At 60.4% G+C, this 17,141-nt stretch carries 5 protein-coding genes; 3 read left to right on the top strand and 2 right to left on the bottom strand.

Features of this window, described 5'->3' with window-relative positions:
* The first annotated feature begins 92 nt into the window (after nucleotides 1-92).
* Nucleotides 93-4,730, top strand: a complete 4,638-nt coding sequence (locus E4P01_RS08580) for a hypothetical protein (RefSeq protein WP_216090801.1) — start codon at nucleotides 93-95, stop codon at nucleotides 4,728-4,730.
* Here E4P01_RS08580 and E4P01_RS08575 read toward each other — a convergent pair.
* Nucleotides 4,717-7,809, bottom strand: coding sequence for a transglycosylase domain-containing protein (locus E4P01_RS08575; protein ID WP_216090802.1), 3,093 nt, complete (start codon nucleotides 7,807-7,809; stop codon nucleotides 4,717-4,719). The two genes, E4P01_RS08580 and E4P01_RS08575, sit on opposite strands and share 14 nt — an antisense overlap.
* 80 nt (nucleotides 7,810-7,889) lie before the next feature.
* Complete coding sequence (locus E4P01_RS08570; RefSeq protein WP_216090803.1) at nucleotides 7,890-12,926, bottom strand: hypothetical protein; 5,037 nt, start codon at nucleotides 12,924-12,926, stop codon at nucleotides 7,890-7,892.
* 451 nt (nucleotides 12,927-13,377) lie between these two features.
* Between E4P01_RS08570 and E4P01_RS08565 the strand changes: the two genes are divergently transcribed.
* Complete coding sequence (locus E4P01_RS08565) at nucleotides 13,378-14,799, top strand: amino acid permease (protein WP_078820379.1); 1,422 nt, start codon at nucleotides 13,378-13,380, stop codon at nucleotides 14,797-14,799.
* Between the two features lie 258 nt (nucleotides 14,800-15,057).
* Complete coding sequence (locus E4P01_RS08560; RefSeq protein ID WP_216090804.1) at nucleotides 15,058-17,082, top strand: M3 family metallopeptidase; 2,025 nt, start codon at nucleotides 15,058-15,060, stop codon at nucleotides 17,080-17,082.
* The last annotated feature ends 59 nt before the right edge of the window (nucleotides 17,083-17,141 follow it).

Here is a 17,141-nt window from a genome sequence, read left to right as displayed (position 1 = left end):
CGCAGGGGAGCGTCTGGCAGTAACTGTTTATCGACACTGGGTGTCGGGCAGTCTGTAGCGTCGATGGCTCTATCACAGCGAGAAACCCTGTCATGACCTCGACCGAGCCCAGCCCCGCTTCCCTGCGCCAACCCCATATTGACCAGATCGAGACCCTGTTCCGCGATCCGCCGTCACTGCTCACTGTGGCGCAAGAGGCTGCCCAAGCCTATCTGGACCAGCATTTTGCGCCGCAGCAGTGGATGGCCGGCCTGATCCATATCGCCACACCTACCGCTGGCAGCTCCGCTGCATTGCCGTCCTACACTTACCAGCCTTTGCCCGAATTACTGGTGCAGCGCTTGGCCAGTGCCAGGCCGACATTGCTGGTCGAGCAGTATCAGGTTGTGGTCCGGCGGGTTCGCGAGGTGTTTGCGCCGAGTGGGCCGACCCTGGCTGAGCTGGAGAAATTGATCAATGAGTGCGGCGCCGTGCTTCTGAAGTCTTTTTCCAATCGTTTGCAAACATGGTGGCGTGAGCTTCTTGCGAAAAACAGGGGCCGTTGGGGCTATCTGTCCGACCACCTGTTGGCGTTGCTCTACGACTCACCGAACCCCCCTGGCATGGACGAAAAACATTTCGCTGCGCTGTTCCCCAAAACCCTGTTACGCCCGGTGCGGCCGACCGCTGCATGGAGCCTGCATGGCGGCCCGTTGCGGGTGCAGACCGTCCACCTGCAAGGGGGCGATCAAACGCAGATGTTGCCGCTGCTGGTCCTCAACCATGGCTCTACTACCTTGCTGTTCAGCCCTGCGAGCGGTATGCACGTGCTCAATAGACTGGACGACATCGGCGCTTTGTTGGCGGCTTACACCAGCCCGGTGCTGACAGGGGCGGCTGACCAGTGGTTCGTCGTGGAGGCTCAAGGCGACCCGTTCGATGCCTTGGCGTCGAGTTACCTGGCACGCCAACTGCTGGAGATCGCTAGCATCCCGCGCACGGTGCTGCGTACGCCGCAGGTGTGCCAAGCGTTGCTCGATTACATCATTGATCCCAGGCGTTGGTTTATCTGTGAACTGAGCGCGCCCCAGCAGCGTTTGCGCCAGGCCATGCCGGGGTGGCTGATCCAGGCGAGCCCTGAGGACAGCATCGCCTACGCCCAGTTGTTGCAGCAGTGGGTGTTGGCCCAGCATGAAAGCGGGGCTGCGCATTTTCTTGAGGGTATCGAGTCGATTAGCCAGTACGCCGACCGCCAGTTACAGCAGTGCCTGAGGAGGCAACCGGGTGCGAAGAACCTTGAGCCGGGTGACGTTTCGCTGACTTTTGATCGAGTGGTCGCGGCAGCCGTGCCGGTGCCTGGCGGGTTCATTGCCGGGGAAGTGGACCCTGTCACGGTGACAATGACCGAGCTGGCCCTGGAAAATCTCGCCGGCTTCCCGCACACCCCCAAACGCATCACGCTCAACGACGCAGAGGCACCGGCCTGGCTGACGTACGACCTGATCAAACGCTGTATGGACGAGGCGGATGTGGGACAAACCTATCCTGCCCTGCTGAAAAAAACACTGATCGACGACACGGCTGGGGCCGCCCGCCGCCGGCAGCAGTTCAGCCGGCAACTGCGGGTGCAACTGCCGATGTTGGCCCTGGAATCGAAGATCAAGGGCGAGCACGGTGTGACGTGGAGCGGTTTTCAGCGGGTACTCGCGGCCTTGCAGGCGAGTGCCGTCGAACGCAAGGCGGGTGGGCAGGCGGTCGCGCTGTGGCCGTTGGCGTTCAAGGCTTCGGCGCAGGCCGCAGCGGATGTGGTCGCCAACATGTTCATCATTGGGCCGCAACAAGGGCAAGTCGGCCCGCACCTGTTGTACCGGCCACTGTTCAGCCCGATGCTGCTGGAATATGAATCGCTGGAGGCTCTGTTTACGGCGATCAAGACCCCAGGTGCCCTGCAGGACAATGTGTTGACCTGGCTTGTGCCTGAGCGCCAGGCGATCTATGCCAACAATGGCTTTCATGAGCCGCATATTCGCCGCGTTCTACCGGGCGATGAGTTCAGCGTGTATGAGGCGCCGGCACCGGCACAACTGAGCAAACAGGTAGGCGCCACCGACCCGGCGGACCAGGTGTTCAACGCCACGACCCAGGCATTGGTAGCCCTGGCAGACCGCCAGTCGGTGTCGAATGCCGAGCAGCGTTGGGCCAACTTGAAGCAGGTCGGTTGGCTGCTACTGGGCACTGTGCTGCCGTTGCTCAACGGGCCGTTGATGCTGGGAGGCTGGCTGGCTCAGTTAGTTGACAGCGCGCAGCGCGATGTCCGAGGGCTGCAGAGTGACGACGCGCAAACGAGGAGTGCAGCCCTCACCGACATGCTGGTGAACCTGATGGCGATTGTGGCCCATCAGGCCACGCCCCAGGATGCCCAACAGCATTTGGCACTGGAGCACCCGGTGTTTGCACCTTTGGCGCGTGTCGAACCCGTGCAACGGGCTGTACCGCTCAAGCCTGTTCCCCCGCCGGCGACGTTCTACACGCCCACCCGCTGGGCCAATGCCCGCGACGTGCTGACCCCGCAACAGCGGGCGTTGATCCAGCCGTTGCGCCTGAAGACCTTCCCCACGCCCTGGCCGGTTGCCCTGGATAACGCCGAGCCCAGTGGTGCGATCCAGGGCTTGTTGCGTGATACCTCCCATGTGCCCCCGCAATGGCAGGCGTTGGTTCGAGGGGCGCTGTACCGGGTGCAAATCAATCAAGGCGTGGTCCGGGTGGTCAGCGCTGATGGCGCCACCCTTGGGCCTTGGCTCAGGCATCTGGGCCAGGGGCGGTGGGACTTTGACTTGAGACTGCGGTTGTCGGGCGGCAATGCCGACGAGGTGATTGAGCAAGCCCGGCAAGCGCAGCCGGCCATCCTCTCAGCACTTGAGGCTGACTATAGAAATGCCCAGGCGGACTGCGCCAGGGCGAACACCGCGATGCACCTGGCACGCACGTTGGCGACCCGGCCCGCCGGGCAAATCACTGACCCGCAACGTACCCAGGCATGGGAGCGCTATGGTCGGGAAATGAGCAACAAGTTTCAGCATGCACAGCGGGAGTTGCGACTGCTCAAGCACCTGCGGGAATTGGCTCCTCGCCCTGGTTATGAAGAAGAGCTTTGCAGCGTGTTGGCGTCAGTGATTCTGACCGCACAGTTATTGGATACACAGTCTCGACGACACGTAGTGGACTGCAATGCCAGGCTCAGACCGCTGCTGGACCGACTGAGTGAGGAAACCCCGGAAGAAGCCGAATCGGATATCAACCGGCAGGATCATGCCAAGCTGGGCACCCTCATGCGTGAGTTGGCGGCCGTGCAGGAAAAGGGCATCCGCTGGCGAACCCTGGAGGCCGGGTATCTGGATGACTTGAGCCGTGTTCCCCGACTAGGTCGGGACAAGGCCCAAGAGCTGACACTAGCCGGGCGCCCTTTGATACAGGATCTGCAAGTCTTGCAACTGACGACCTTGTGGGGCATTTCGATTGATGTTGCGGGACCTGAGCTCAGCGACGATTTCTTCGACGCTGTCAACGAAGCCGTCAAGCGTGCACGCCGTGCCACTCGCTCTCTGGCGGACTTACAACAGCTGCAAACAACGCCGGCAGAACGAATTGAACTGCTTAAGAATATTGACCACGTCTATGCGCAAGTCGACGATCAGATTGAATTCTGGCGTGCCATGGAACCGGAAAGATTCGACTTGGAGTACCTGCAAAAACTGCAGGAGCTGCTTGCAAGCCTGCACCAACAGGTCGAAAAAGAACTGGCGAGCCTCTTGCAACCTGAACCCCAGACAGAGCGGCCTACTGCACCCGCCCCAGTGCCCCAGGGCGCCCGGCGTAAAAGAATTATCCGTACGCGTAATCACGATATGTATGTGGTACAGATCAATGAAGCCACGTCATTGGCGCCCGTCACCGCAGAGCTGCATGAGGCTGACGGCGAGCTGATCGGCACGTTTACCGAGGCCCGGGACGGGGTTTGGGAACCGGTGACGCCGACGCCCAAGCCTGATGCGCAGCTTGGTAGCTTGCTGAAAAAGGGTCAGGCACTGCTGGATGATGAGCGTAGAGCGATCCAGCAGGTGGAGGTTCTGATTGAGCGGATCAACGATCCGTCTTCCCTGGAGTACCTGCTCGAGGCGCAGGCCAATAACCGCCGCTGGACCGCCGAGGCGATTGACCGCAGGCGCCAGGGTATGGAAACCGTTCGACTGGTGGCTGTGCAGCAAGCCAAGGCACTGGCGATGGCGCGCGACCTACGGCTGGCCGAGGCCCGACTGAAGGCTGCCGGGTTGGCGGCACGGATTAAAGCGACCCGGCTGCGGCCCCGCACTCAGGACCACGTCGACTTTCTTAAGCGCCACAATGAAGTGCTCATTTACCGCAAGGGGCAGCGCGTACTGCTCAAGGACACGGTTGATGATTACCTGCAGGTGTATGTGGTCGTTGACGCGAGGAATACCGTCCGGGTTTTGTGCTATGCCCACTTCCACTACAAAACGGCCCAGGGGCCGGATGATCATTATGTGGGCGATCCCCACCTCAAGAGCCCCGAGCAGGAGCGCCTGGGGCGCCAGGCCCAGGCCCGGGTCGAGGCCGAGGCGTTCACACGTATGCGCAGTGGCCAGACCGGGCGTGTGCGCCAGACTCTGGAAATTGACCGGGATAAGATTACGCGGCCTTTTGCCCGACGCCTGTTTTTCAGTGTTGACTAGCCACGGGCTGGCACAGCGTGTGGCTGCCTGGATTTAGGTACGGCAGCAGAATTGGCGCCATGCCTTTGAGCACCTGCACGGGCAGCGCCGAGGTGAACTTGAAGGTTTGTGCCGAACTGCCTGGGACGAAGGCAGTGAGCGTGCCGAAGTGCCGGTCACCGATATAGAACACAAAGGTGGCAGTGCGGTTGATCGCCTTGGAACTGAGTACCCGGCCGCCGGCGCCGATGGCTTCGATACGGTTGTCACCGGTGCCGGTCTTGCCGCCCATGGCCAGCGGTGTGCCGTCGTCCAGCTTGAAACTGCCGGCCACGCGTTTGGCCGTACCGGCATCCACCACTTGGGACAAGGCCCCGCGCAGTGCTCGCGCCACTTCGAGCGGCATCACCCGTTTGCCTTCGGCGGGGTCGTTGATCACTTGGGTTTCATACGGTGTATCAGCGGCAAAGTGCAGGCTGTCGATACGCACCACCCGCGCACGCACGCCATCGTTGAGGATGATCCCCATCAATTCCGCGAGCGCCGCCGGGCGATCGCCGGAGCTGCCGATGGCCGTGGCCAGGGAGGGCACCAGATGGTCGAACGGATAGCCCACCGCCTGCCAGCGCTGATGAATATCGAGGAAGGCTTCGACCTCGAGCATGGTCCGGATACGACTGTCGCGGGCGCTCTGATGACGGCTCTTGAACAGCCAGCTGTAGACCTCCTGGCGCTCGAACTGGCTGGCTTTGACCACCTCACTGAAGGTTGCCTCGGGATGATTGAGCAGGTAGCCCATCAGCCACAGGTCCAGAGGGTGCACCTTGGCGATATAGCCCTGGTCGGGCAGGTCATAGTTGCCGGGGCCGTAAGCTTTGTAGAGATTTTGCAGGCGCTCATCGGTGAGTTTCTCATTGGTTTTGATGCCGTTCAGGTGCGCACGCACGAACAGGTCGAAGCTGCCCTGGCTGGCGTTGGGCAACAAGTAACGGTGCACGGCGGCCAGGCGGATCGGCGTGGGGCGCAGGCCGTCGAGAAAGGTGTCGAGGCGGTCCTGGGTGTCTTTCTTCTGGTACTTCTTCCAGAACTTGCGCAGGAACGTCGTACCCTCGCGGTCGGCGAAGTCGGCAAGGTATTCCTGGCGGCGCGGGTCACTGTCGTCCTTGAGCAACTCGGCGCTGTTGTTGGCGCCCGCATAGGTGCTGAAACGCACCAGGTCACGCATTAGGCGAATGAACGGCAGGTTGATCGACTCGCGCAGGGCGTCGCGCAGGGTCGGGCTGCGGCCGTTGTCTTCGTTGCGAAAATTGTGGAAGCGATGCATACCGCCGCCGGTGAAAAAACCTTCGTTGGGGCTGGCCGAGTAAGTGCGGTCGAGGGCGGCGTCGAGCATGTTGGCCAAGGATTTATCCGGTGTCTGGATCAGATAGTCGACGGCCCAGCGGCTGATGCGGTCCTGTTCGGCGATGTCGACTTTCTTCAGTGCGGCGCTCGTTTGGGTGGCGTACTTGTCGTGCAGCTCGGTGATGATTTGCAGGTAGGTGGTCAGCACTCGCAGCTTGGCCGTGGAGCCTAGCTCGAGTTTGCTGCCTTCGTTGATATCGAAGGGCTGGTCGGTATTGTCGGTTTGTACACGTACCCGTGAGCCGTCCGGTGTCAGCTCGAACAGGGTGAAGCTGTAACGTACTTGCGCGGTACTGGTTGGGGTCAGCAGGCGATCGCCGAGCAGGCCGACCTGGCGTGCGTAGTCCGGCTCGGCGAGGCGTTTGAGGTAATCGCTGACCTGGGCCTGCAACGGCGCTTGCAGAGTGCTGGTGGCCGAGAGATCGAGGCGGTCCAGATCGTACAGCGGGCGGTCGAGCAGGGCGGCGAGGCGGGCGCGGGCCATGCTGATGCCTTTGGTCGTCTCGATGGGTTGCATTGTGGGTTGTTGCACCCAGTCGCGATAACTGACCTTGGACGTCAGCGCTGCCTGCAACAGCGCAGGGGCAATCACACCGTTGTGGGCCAGCAACCGCAGATGGCTGTCGGTGAGTTGGGCCAGCTCTTCACGACCTTTGGCCAGGTAGTAAGAAGGGCGGCGCTGGGCAATGATCAATGACAACACCTGACGCAGGGCCAGACCTTGCTCGCTATTCACCGGGCCGACCAGCGCCTGGTTGACCTGGTTGAAGTCGGCGCCGTACCACACTCGCAGCCCCTCGGCCAAGCCGTGCACTTCGCCATGGCCGGGCACTGCCGACAGCGGCACGCTGTTGAGGTAGTCACGCAGGATATTCTGCCGCGCCGGTAAGGTTTGTGGCCCATTGCGATAGGCCCGCACGGCGGCAGAAAACATCTGTCGCAGTTTCTCGGTGCCCGACACGGTCAGGCCATCCGGAGAGTGGCGGTATTTTTCCAGCTGCGTGGCCAAGGTGCTGCCGCCGGCACTCTGTCCCGGCAGATGCAGCGCCTTTGCCACTTGCGACCACGCGGCGTTGGCAAAGCGCGGCCAGTCAACGGCAGGGTTGGCCTGAGGTTGAGTGGGGTCGAGAAGGTCGCGGTTTTCAATGAACAGCAGGCTGCTGATCACCAGAGGCGCAATGGCGTCGAAGCTCTCATACAACTGTTGCGGGTACTTGTACTGGTAGAGCGGCACGGCTCGGCAATCGGTGATGGACAGCCCGGCCTGGATCTTTTCCGTGTAGGGCACGAACAGGCCCTTGGCGCTATAGTCCATCAATTGGGGCGAAAAGCGTGCCTGGGCCTCGATTACATAGCCGCGTTTGAGCAAGCGCGGCAGGAAGGTGCCGAGGTCGCTGTAACCCAGGCGCCGGTCGAACGGGCCGGCACCGGGATAGGCGATGGCATCGCTGGGGCCGGGTTGTACCTGGTAGGTGAGGGTACGGGCCAGGCGGCTGAGTTCCTGGGCCTGCAGGCGTGACGTGCGCATCTCTTTGGTGGCGGCAAACCCCAAGGCCACCAGCGCCATCAGCACGATCAACCAGAACAGCCGCCGTACATAACGGGGCTGGGGTTTATTTTTAGGTAAAGGCGCTGGGTCCGGACTGCCTTGTAGTTTCGCAGCCTTGCTTGATTCGGTTTGCCACAGTGCGCCCATAGTCGATTGACCCCTGCACGCAGATTGATCGGACTTGCCTGAAGCTTAGTCGCGGGTAGCCGGTTGGGGAAAAAATGTGTTCATGGCATCGGATATTTAATGCTGGTCTCCAGTATGTTCAGCCAGATCGGGTCATTGGCCGGTGCCCAGCGACGGCTCACGCCATCATGGAAAAACACCATCTTGTCCTCCAGGTACCAGACGGTCATTTTTATCTTCAGTTGCCGTATATAGTCCTGCGCCGGACACGTAATGGATGCCCAGGGGTCGCAGATAGACAGGTTCGCCCAGTCGGCGCCCTGGAAATCCAGGGTCTGGGTCAAGCCCGCAGGGACCGTACCCACCACCACAAAGGTATGACCCCGGCAGTACCACACGTGAGCGACGCCACCATTGGTTCGGATCATTTCACATGCCACATGGGCCATCTGGTCACAATTGCCGGCACCGGTCTTGAGAATGACCTCGGTGTAGTTCGGGTGGCCGATCTTGCTGTATTCCCACATCACAACGGGTTCAGCTTCTTGCAGTCGCAGGATTTCAGCCGGGGTCGCCCCGACGACGTTGTTTGATCTCAGGCCGGTTCTATCCACCACTGCCTGGGTGCTGACGTTGGCTTGCTCTGCGAGGTATTTGTTGAGCGGGCTACCCGTGGCGGAGCTGGGTGGCCAGATGTCCAGTTGCACCGGTCGCGAGACCACATTGATATCCAGGCGCCTTCCCTCGTCCGAGGCGTTAAGCAGCAGTTCCCGCTGCTTGATGACCCTCAGGGTGCTGGCCTTTTTGCGGATATTTTCGATTTTTTTCGGCAAAAACCCGCGCTTGCTCAACTGTCGGTACAGGACTTCGAGGGTCGGCAGTGTGACCAGCGGTTGGTCGGGAATCATCCCGCCGGCTTTCAAGAACTGCATTTTGGTGTCGCAGTAGGCCCTGATCAGCGCTGTATCGTCGCCGCCTTGGCTGAAATCCAATTGCTGGAATTGCAAGGTGTCGGCGCCGCTGGGCGTTGCGTTTGTCCGGTAAAAAACACCCACATCGGGCTCGGCCACCCAGTAAGGTGTTGTCGTGTTGGGTAGGGTGATCTCCAGCGCCCGAAGCGTTCTGCGGTCATTGATGAGGTTCACCAGCCCATCGATTTCAACGACTTGGGTTTTACGGGTGAGCAGGTTGTCCAGGTCGTCTTCGGGCAAGCCGAACTGCGGCTCGCTGTCAATGCGCCTGCCGCTGACCTGCTGTTGGTAGATCAATGCTGAGGGTTGGGGGTGAGGGGTCAGCTCGAAGCCGTCGAAGTCCGGGGTGACATCATGCACGTTTCGGTAATAGACCAACTGGCGTTTGTTGCCGCCGATCATCGGCGCCGGCTGGATGCGAATATGGTCGAGCGCCTGGACTCGACGTTTATGAATCGAATCCTTAAAGGCGTACAGCCTTTTGGTGAAACAGATGAGGGGCACCCCCGGGCTGCGCTTTGCTCTGCCGACGGGGCAGACCGAGTCGAAGTGGTCGGTGAGCTTGGCATGGGCCTCTGAGGTGAGTTCGTCCAGCTGGCTGGGGTGTTTATGGGACAAACGCCAGACGCGGCCTTGGTCCAACATGTCGGTCGCGTCGACGCGTTGAATGAGCAAGGGCGCCGTGTCAAAAAAGGGCTCTACAACGAGCACCTTGTAGCCGTCGGCGAAGCTGACCGGTGTGACGGCCATCGTGGTGTCCAGTTGCAAACCTTTCAGCGCGGGACCGTACGGCCTTGCACTGAAGGGGTCAAAGGCATGCCAGGCGTTGGCGCGCCTGATCGCCAACAGAGGCGCCAGCCCCTCAGGGTGCATCAGAACGCCAGGCCTGACGTCGGCGCGGTTGATCAGCCGGGCGTAATCCATCGGCGTCCCATGGGCCAGACGTTGCTGGGCATGACGCAGTGCGCCCGCCAGTGCCCGCTGGCCTGAGTGGTTTAACCTGGCCAGGCCATAGGCCGTCAGGCGCACCAACGATGGCACCGCCTCCAGTGGGTTGAGCAACTCATTGATAAAGGTGGCGCTGAGTCTGGTCAGTTGCAGCAGTTTCAAGTAGGCCGGTGCGGGCTTGATCAGGCGGCCCCAGCCGCTGGTAATGAAGCCTTTGGTCGGCATGATCAGGCCAAGCATGTCGAAGAAACAGCCCAGTGTGCCATCGAGCACGCGTTTGATTTCCCCGGAGGCGAGGTCATGGCCGCAGGTCCAGAAGGGTATGAAGCCCAGCAGCGCCTCTAACAACTGCTCGCTGTTTTTTTTTCGCTCTTCAAGGGTGGTCAAGCCTTTGGCCTGGGCCACCCAGGTATCGATATCGATGAAAAAGTGGTGATTGACGATGGTGCTCGCCAATGTGAGGTTTCTTGGCGAGTCGAACACCAGCGGACTAGCAATGGCCGGGAGCCCCTCGAAATGCCAGAGTTGATCCACGATAACGGTGCAATACCTTCCAGATGTGGGTGGGGTGCCTTTGAAGTAGGCATCCTCATCAATGGCCAGGCGACTGCCCTCATGCAAATACGCGATCGGTCGTGTGCTGTGGGGGGAACCGGTGGTGACTTTGAGCGGGCGGCCTCCTAGTTCCAGGATGGCGGGAAGGCGGGTGTTTTGTTGCACTTGATTGAGCAGGGGAAACAGTTCGTAGTCATGGACGGTGTTGACTGCCGTACTACGCAGGATGAAGCCGAACCGGCCGGTACGGGCCATTTTCTCTCCGGGCCCTTCCTCGATCTGCGGCTTGCTGGCTGCTTGCCTCACCACGAGCAGTTGTACCGCCCCCTCGTGCAAGCGCTTGCGGTCGGCCAGTGGTAACTGCGACAGCAGGTAACTGATCGCTCGGATAAACGCCTCCTTGAGTCTTTGCGTGTAAGCACCAGCGGCCTCGCTGAACAGCGCGTTGACATCGCGCAACTGGCCAAAGTTTTTTTTCAGCAGGGCGAGGTCGAGTTCGGGGTCGGTTGAGCGCCATTTATCGTCAATGGGTTGCAGGTGGCCGCCCATATGCAGATCCGCCAACGACTGAAGCTTTACGCCCGTGGTCGGTCTGTAGGAGGGGAGCCGAAAGGGGCCTTGTCCTTCTTGCAGGCATTTTTTCTTCAGCCAGCGGTGGTTGGGGAAGACGCGTTTAAGGTCCCTCAAGGCCAGGCTGCGGCGCGTGATGAGCCTGCTGCGCAAGGTTTCGGCTGCGTCGTGCAAAGTCTTTATACGGGCCTTCAGGCGTTCTTTGATGGCGTCGAGTTCATCGGTTCGATAGGTCTGTGCAGGTCGCAGTTCGCCGTGGACGATTGCCCAGTCGATCAGAGTGGCGGTGGCGTAATGCTCGCGCCACAAGCGTTCCTGGTCCGTCGCCGGCTCCTGGATGGCAAGCGCGATGATGTCGCTGAACGCCAGCTGTCGTGTTGACCCGCAGGCGAGCTCTTCTGCCAGCATCACGCCTTGTTTGAACAGCATCCAGGCGTGGGAAGTCATGAAGTACAGCGAATCAGGGATGCCTTGCACCAAAAACTCCGGTGCGACACCCGCCAGCAACAGGTGTGCGGCCAACCCCGTGGTTTGGGGAGTAGCAACACCAGCCGCAATCAGGTGCAGCTCAAGTGAGCGGCGCAGGTCTGCATAACGATGCCCATGGTAATCGCTGTGGTTCAGGTTCAGGCCGGCGAGGGTGTATCGCGATTGTGCGGCCTGCGGGTCGAGACTGAGGATCAGCGCGGCAAGGACCAATGCGTCTCGACTGGTGTTGTTGGTCGTTTCACCGGGGGCGTGTCCAAACCAGCCCACGGCGCCGAGCAATGAGTCGGCCAGCTTCTGCGCACGGGGAGCGGCAAGCAGTTGTTGCAGTTGTTCATCCGGTGGCCCGGGCGGCAGACCGGCGGCCAGCAGGTTGAACAAACCGGAGCTGGGTTGTGGGACAAACGTGGCGCTGATATGGATCACCTTCGCGCGTTGTTCGGTTGAAAGGGTCAGCGCACCCGGTAGTGGCATACCCAGGGCTTCCCAGTAATTGCCCTGCTGGGGGCTAGCGAGCCGGGTGGTTTCGAGGCGTTGTCGATACTGGCGCAAGGCGACGTCGGAATGCGCCAGATCACTCACGGGCGGCACCGCCACCGGTTCGCTGCGCTGCAGTTGTTCCATCAGCTCCCAGGCCGCCTCGCGATTATCCGGCAACGGCAGGTCGTGCAAGCTGAGCAACTGGGCGAGGCTGAATTGGCCGTCCTGATGGACGAACAGGTTCATGGCCGCAGCGCAGGCTTGCAAGCGTTCAAGGCGATCGCCCAGCGGCAGCTGCGACAGTTGTTCATGGCTGATGTCTACCCGTTGACCCCAGGGGCCGGCGCCTCTGATCGAGTGTTGCTGGTGGTCAAATTCGTACAGGCCTTGGGTCAGTGCATCGGGGCGAGTCAAGGCGAGAAACTGCGGATGCTCAGTGATCTCCCCGAGTAACGTTGCGGCGGTCTGCATGGTCACGGCCCAGAACGAGCCGCCAGCCAGGGGGAAACGGCAGCGGTACACACTCAACAGGTTGAATGTGTGTTCGTTCAGGTCGTCTTCGATGATCTGTGCATGCAGTGCATTGGCTGCCGCGTGCAGATCCTGATTCAGTCGCTCGAACGCGTCCGCGAGCGCAGGTTCGGTCCTACCCAGTGCGTCAATCAGCACGCCGCGTTGGGCAAGCGTAGTCGGTTGGGGGTAGCCGTGGAACCGCAGCACCTGACGGGCGCTCAGTGACAGGTTTGCGGCAGGGTAGGCCAGGCCGATGGCATCCGGGTCGATGATCAGGGCGATGGCCCGAATGGGCGGCGCGAGCTGCTGCCAGCCGCTGGCGTCCTCATAGGTGAAGGTGGCACCGTTGGCATACAGAGTGCCGTTGCGCACGTTCACTTCCATCGGGTTGAAACGCCGCTGCCCGGCCCAGGCCACGAAAGAGGGGTGGCCGAGGGCTTGGCGATAGAGCACAAGCCAGCAGCCGAGTGCACAGTGGGTCGGCACCGGGAGTGAGTCTGCGGCAGCGTAGGGTTCGGTCTTGAGGTGTGCAATTAGGGTGTCCAGCATTTGCCGATCGCCGTCCTGACGCTGGGATGGAGTCGGCTGCTCATGCCGGGTGGTCAATTCAGTCATCCATGAAGTCTCGTTGAAGGTAATGACAGAGCGTGCCGGTTGCGGGCGCAGTCTTCACCGGGACCTTTCGCCTTTTTCCATGGTTTGTATCGCTATGGCGTGAAAGCCTTGAGATAGAGCCCCTCGCAGTGACCATTGGGCGATGGTAGGGGCATGACGATGCACCCTGGCTGTGCAATACTCGCCGCCGTTTCGCCCCGTGGCCTTTCACGCGGGATCAGCTAATGCCCCTCCATAAACCGGCTTTTTCCCGCGAGGTACCGCTGAAATTGGCGTGTTTTATAGTGAAAGGCCCTGTGTCGAGGTTTTTATACTGCACGGCCCGCTGATCTTGCCCGGCAAGAAGGGTCCGTCCATGAGGCGGCCCCGGTTTCGACAAGGGCACAGGCTTACCGGCCTGCACCCCGCAAACTCGACGGACAATCCAATAACAAAATGAGGTTGTACCTTTATGCCAGTCGGCAACCCACTGCCCCATGGCGAGACCGCTCAAGGCGGCCCGCTCAAACGCGAACTCGGTGAACGGCATATTCGCCTGATGGCCCTTGGCGCCTGTATCGGTGTCGGCCTGTTCCTTGGTTCGGCCAAGGCCATTGAAATGGCCGGCCCGGCGATCATGCTTTCGTACATCATTGGCGGCCTGGCGATCCTGGTGATCATGCGCGCCCTCGGCGAAATGGCGGTGCACAACCCTGTCGCCGGCTCGTTCAGTCGTTACGCCCAAGACTATCTCGGCCCCTTGGCGGGCTTTCTCACCGGCTGGAACTATTGGTTCCTGTGGCTGGTGACCTGCGTGGCGGAAATCACCGCCGTGGCCGTGTACATGGGCGTCTGGTTTCCCGACACCCCACGCTGGATCTGGGCCCTGGCGGCGTTGATCAGCATGGGCACGATCAACCTGATCGCGGTCAAGGCGTTCGGTGAGTTCGAGTTCTGGTTCGCGCTGATCAAGATCGTCACCATCATTGCCATGGTCATCGGCGGCGTCGGCATCATCGCGTTTGGTTTTGGCAATGACGGCGTGGCGCTGGGCATTTCCAACCTGTGGGCCCACGGCGGCTTTATGCCCAATGGCATCACGGGAGTGTTGATGTCCTTGCAGATGGTGATGTTCGCCTACCTGGGCGTGGAGATGATCGGCCTGACCGCTGGTGAAGCGAAGAACCCGCAGAAGACCATTCCCAGTGCCATCGGCTCGGTGTTCTGGCGCATCCTGCTGTTCTACGTGGGGGCGTTGTTTGTGATCCTGTCGATCTACCCATGGAATGAAATCGGCACCCAGGGCAGCCCATTCGTGATGACCTTCGAGCGTCTGGGTATCAAGACCGCTGCGGGCATCATCAACTTCGTGGTGATCACCGCCGCGCTGTCGTCCTGCAACGGCGGCATCTTCAGCACCGGGCGTATGCTCTACAGCCTGGCGCAGAACGGCCAGGCACCTGCCACCTTCGGCACCACGTCGAGCAACGGCGTACCGCGCAAGGCGTTGCTGTTGTCGATCTTCGTACTGTTGCTGGGTGTGCTGCTCAATTACATGGTCCCGGAAAAAGTCTTTGTGTGGGTCACTTCCATTGCCACGTTCGGCGCGATCTGGACCTGGCTGATGATCCTGCTGGCCCAGCTCAAGTTCCGCAAAAGCCTGAGCCCGGCCGAAGCGGCCGGCCTCAAGTACCGCATGTGGTTGTACCCGGTCAGTTCCTACCTGGCGCTGGCGTTCCTGGTGATGGTGGTGGGGCTGATGGCGTACTTCCCCGATACCCGTGTGGCACTGTATGTGGGCCCGGTGTTCCTGGTGGTGTTGACCGTGCTGTTCTACGTGTTCAGGTTGCAGCCAAAGACCGTCGCTCAAGGGACGGTGCGTTCCGCGTCCTGATGTGTGTCTTGTGACAAAAAGCCCCACCCCGCTCTACCGCGGGGTGGGGCTTTTGACCGCCGTATTCTCTGCACGATCCTCTATTTGCGGTGAGGTGCCTGCCGCCCCTGGGGCCTGATATCGCGAGCACTGTGGCTGTGTATAACGCGGGGCATCCGGTTACGCGCGTTATCGCTTTGCTCTTATCTATCTACCCCTCCAACGATAATTCATTCCCTAGGCTGGCTGCTTCGACAGCAACCTTTGAAGAGTGACTTCATGCCTGAAAGAAACCCTCTGCTACTGCCCTACGACTTGCCACCGTTCTCTGCCATCAGAGCAGAACACTTTGTTCCCGCCATTGAGCAAATCATCGCTGATAGCCGCAACACCACCGCCACGATCATTGCCAGCCAGTCGTTATTCCCCACGTGGGACGACCTGGTGCAAGCAGTGGAAGAGCTGGAGGCACGCCTGGACGGCTTTCTCAAAATCATTGAGTTGCTTGACTCCGTTCCCCAGGGGCCGACATGGAAGCTGGCATCACATCGCAGTTATGAGCTTGCAAGGCAGTACTGCGCCGAGCTGGCCGCGAACAATGATCTGTACCAGCTTCACCGACAACTTGCCGATAGCCCGCCCGCAGCCCTTTTCAATCAACAGCGCCACAGTGCATTGCATAAAATACTGCGCAAGTACCAGTTGGCGGGTCTTGATCTTTCGCCTGAGAATCAACGACGGCTCAAAACGTTGAACCTGCAAATCGAGGAGTTCAGCCAAGAGTTCCTGCGGCGTGTGAAAGACTCCGGCGACGCATGGCGTAAGCACATTCAAGATAAGGCGATGCTCAGTGGGTTGCCTGGCGCGACCCTGGCACGCATGGAGGCCGCGGCTCGGGACGCAGGCCTGGATGGCTGGTTATTAACCCTTTCCGAGCAGTCCTTTCAGGAGGTGATGAGCTACGCCGACCATCGAGCCTTGCGCCAGGAAATGATGGTGGCTTACTACAGCCGTGCCGTGGGCACCGGTCCCGACGACATTGCCACCGACAATGAACCGGTTCTGACAGTGTTGCTCGACAGCCGTCACCAGAAAGCACAATTGCTCGGCTATGCCAACTTCGCCGAACTGGCGTTGGTGGAGCAAATGGCGCAGACGACCGATGAGGTCACTGCATTTCTTTATCAGCAGATTGATCGGGCACGCACGACATTTGCCCATGAGGCACAACAACTGCAACGCTATGCCGCGCAACGTGGGGTCGATGCGCTCGAACCCTGGGATTACAACTATTATGCGGAAAAGATTCGCCAGGACGTGGCGGGTGTCTCCCAAGACGCCGTGCGCAAATACTTCCCACTGGAAACGGTGCTGCAACGCTTGTGCGCGTTCACCAAAACGCTGTTCGGCGTTGAGCTGATTGAACAAACCACCGTCGATACCTGGCACCCGGATGTGCGGGTATTTGAACTCAGGGAGTACGCCGAGCCCATTGGGTATTTGTTCATTGACCCTTATCGTCGCCTGGCGGGCGGCGAGATTGGCGCCGCCTCAGGTTTGCGCGATCACCGGATGACCGCCGAGGGGCGTCCACAACGGCCTATAGCCGTGCTGCGCAGCCAGTTGCCGCGACCGACAGCGACCCAGCCTTGCTTGCTGGATCACTTGCAATTGAGGGTCTTATTGCATGAGTTCGGCCACTGCCTGCAGCACTTGTTGACCGCCGCCCCCTACCGGGCGATTTCCGGTATGGGCCAATTAGGCCATGATACGACGGAGTTTTTCGGCCAGGTGCTGGAGCAATTCTGCTTTACTGCGTCGTTCCTGGTCTGGCTATCCGGCCATTTCCAGACAGGAGATCCCTTGCCTGACGATATGGCCACTCAAATGAGCCGATTTGCTCACACCCAGACCAGTCAGGAAACCGCCAGTATTTTGCTCACGGGTCTCGTCGACTTTGAGCTGCACCGTACCTACGGCGACGGGCGTACACCTCATGAGGTTTTCACCCATGCCAACAGTGAAATCGGGCATTTGCAGTGGCCTGATGGCATCCGCCCGATCAACAGTTTCGAACAACCGATGGGTAGCTATGGGGCCAAGATGTATTCCTACAAGTGGTCTGGTGTCTTGGCCCGCCAGGCTTTTGAACGGTTTGAGCGTGATGGCCTGTTCAACCCGGAGACCGGGAAAGCCTTCCGGGACGCGTTCATTACTGAGGGCGATACCGGTACGCTGTCGAGCGCACTTGCGCTTTTTCGGGGGGACGGCGTGGGATGTGTCGGGCATTCCACCGGGGCATGAAGCGCTGGTGCATATGTAGCCCCTCGGCTGAAACTTGAAACGCCAGAGTGATCTTCAGC

This window comes from Pseudomonas sp. NCIMB 10586 (assembly GCF_023127895.1).
GTDB lineage: Bacteria > Pseudomonadota > Gammaproteobacteria > Pseudomonadales > Pseudomonadaceae > Aquipseudomonas > Aquipseudomonas synxantha_A.
This window is presented reverse-complemented; position numbering and strand designations above follow the sequence as displayed.

Excerpts from the sequence above, each read along its gene's own strand:
- E4P01_RS08580 (WP_216090801.1), top strand. The coding sequence starts at position 93 with ATGACCTCGACCGAGCCCAGCCCCGCTTCCCTGCGCCAACCCCATATT.
- E4P01_RS08575 (WP_216090802.1), bottom strand. The coding sequence starts at position 7,809 with ATGGGCGCACTGTGGCAAACCGAATCAAGCAAGGCTGCGAAACTACAA.
- E4P01_RS08570 (WP_216090803.1), bottom strand. The coding sequence starts at position 12,926 with ATGACTGAATTGACCACCCGGCATGAGCAGCCGACTCCATCCCAGCGT.
- E4P01_RS08565 (WP_078820379.1), top strand. The coding sequence starts at position 13,378 with ATGCCAGTCGGCAACCCACTGCCCCATGGCGAGACCGCTCAAGGCGGC.
- E4P01_RS08560 (WP_216090804.1), top strand. The coding sequence starts at position 15,058 with ATGCCTGAAAGAAACCCTCTGCTACTGCCCTACGACTTGCCACCGTTC.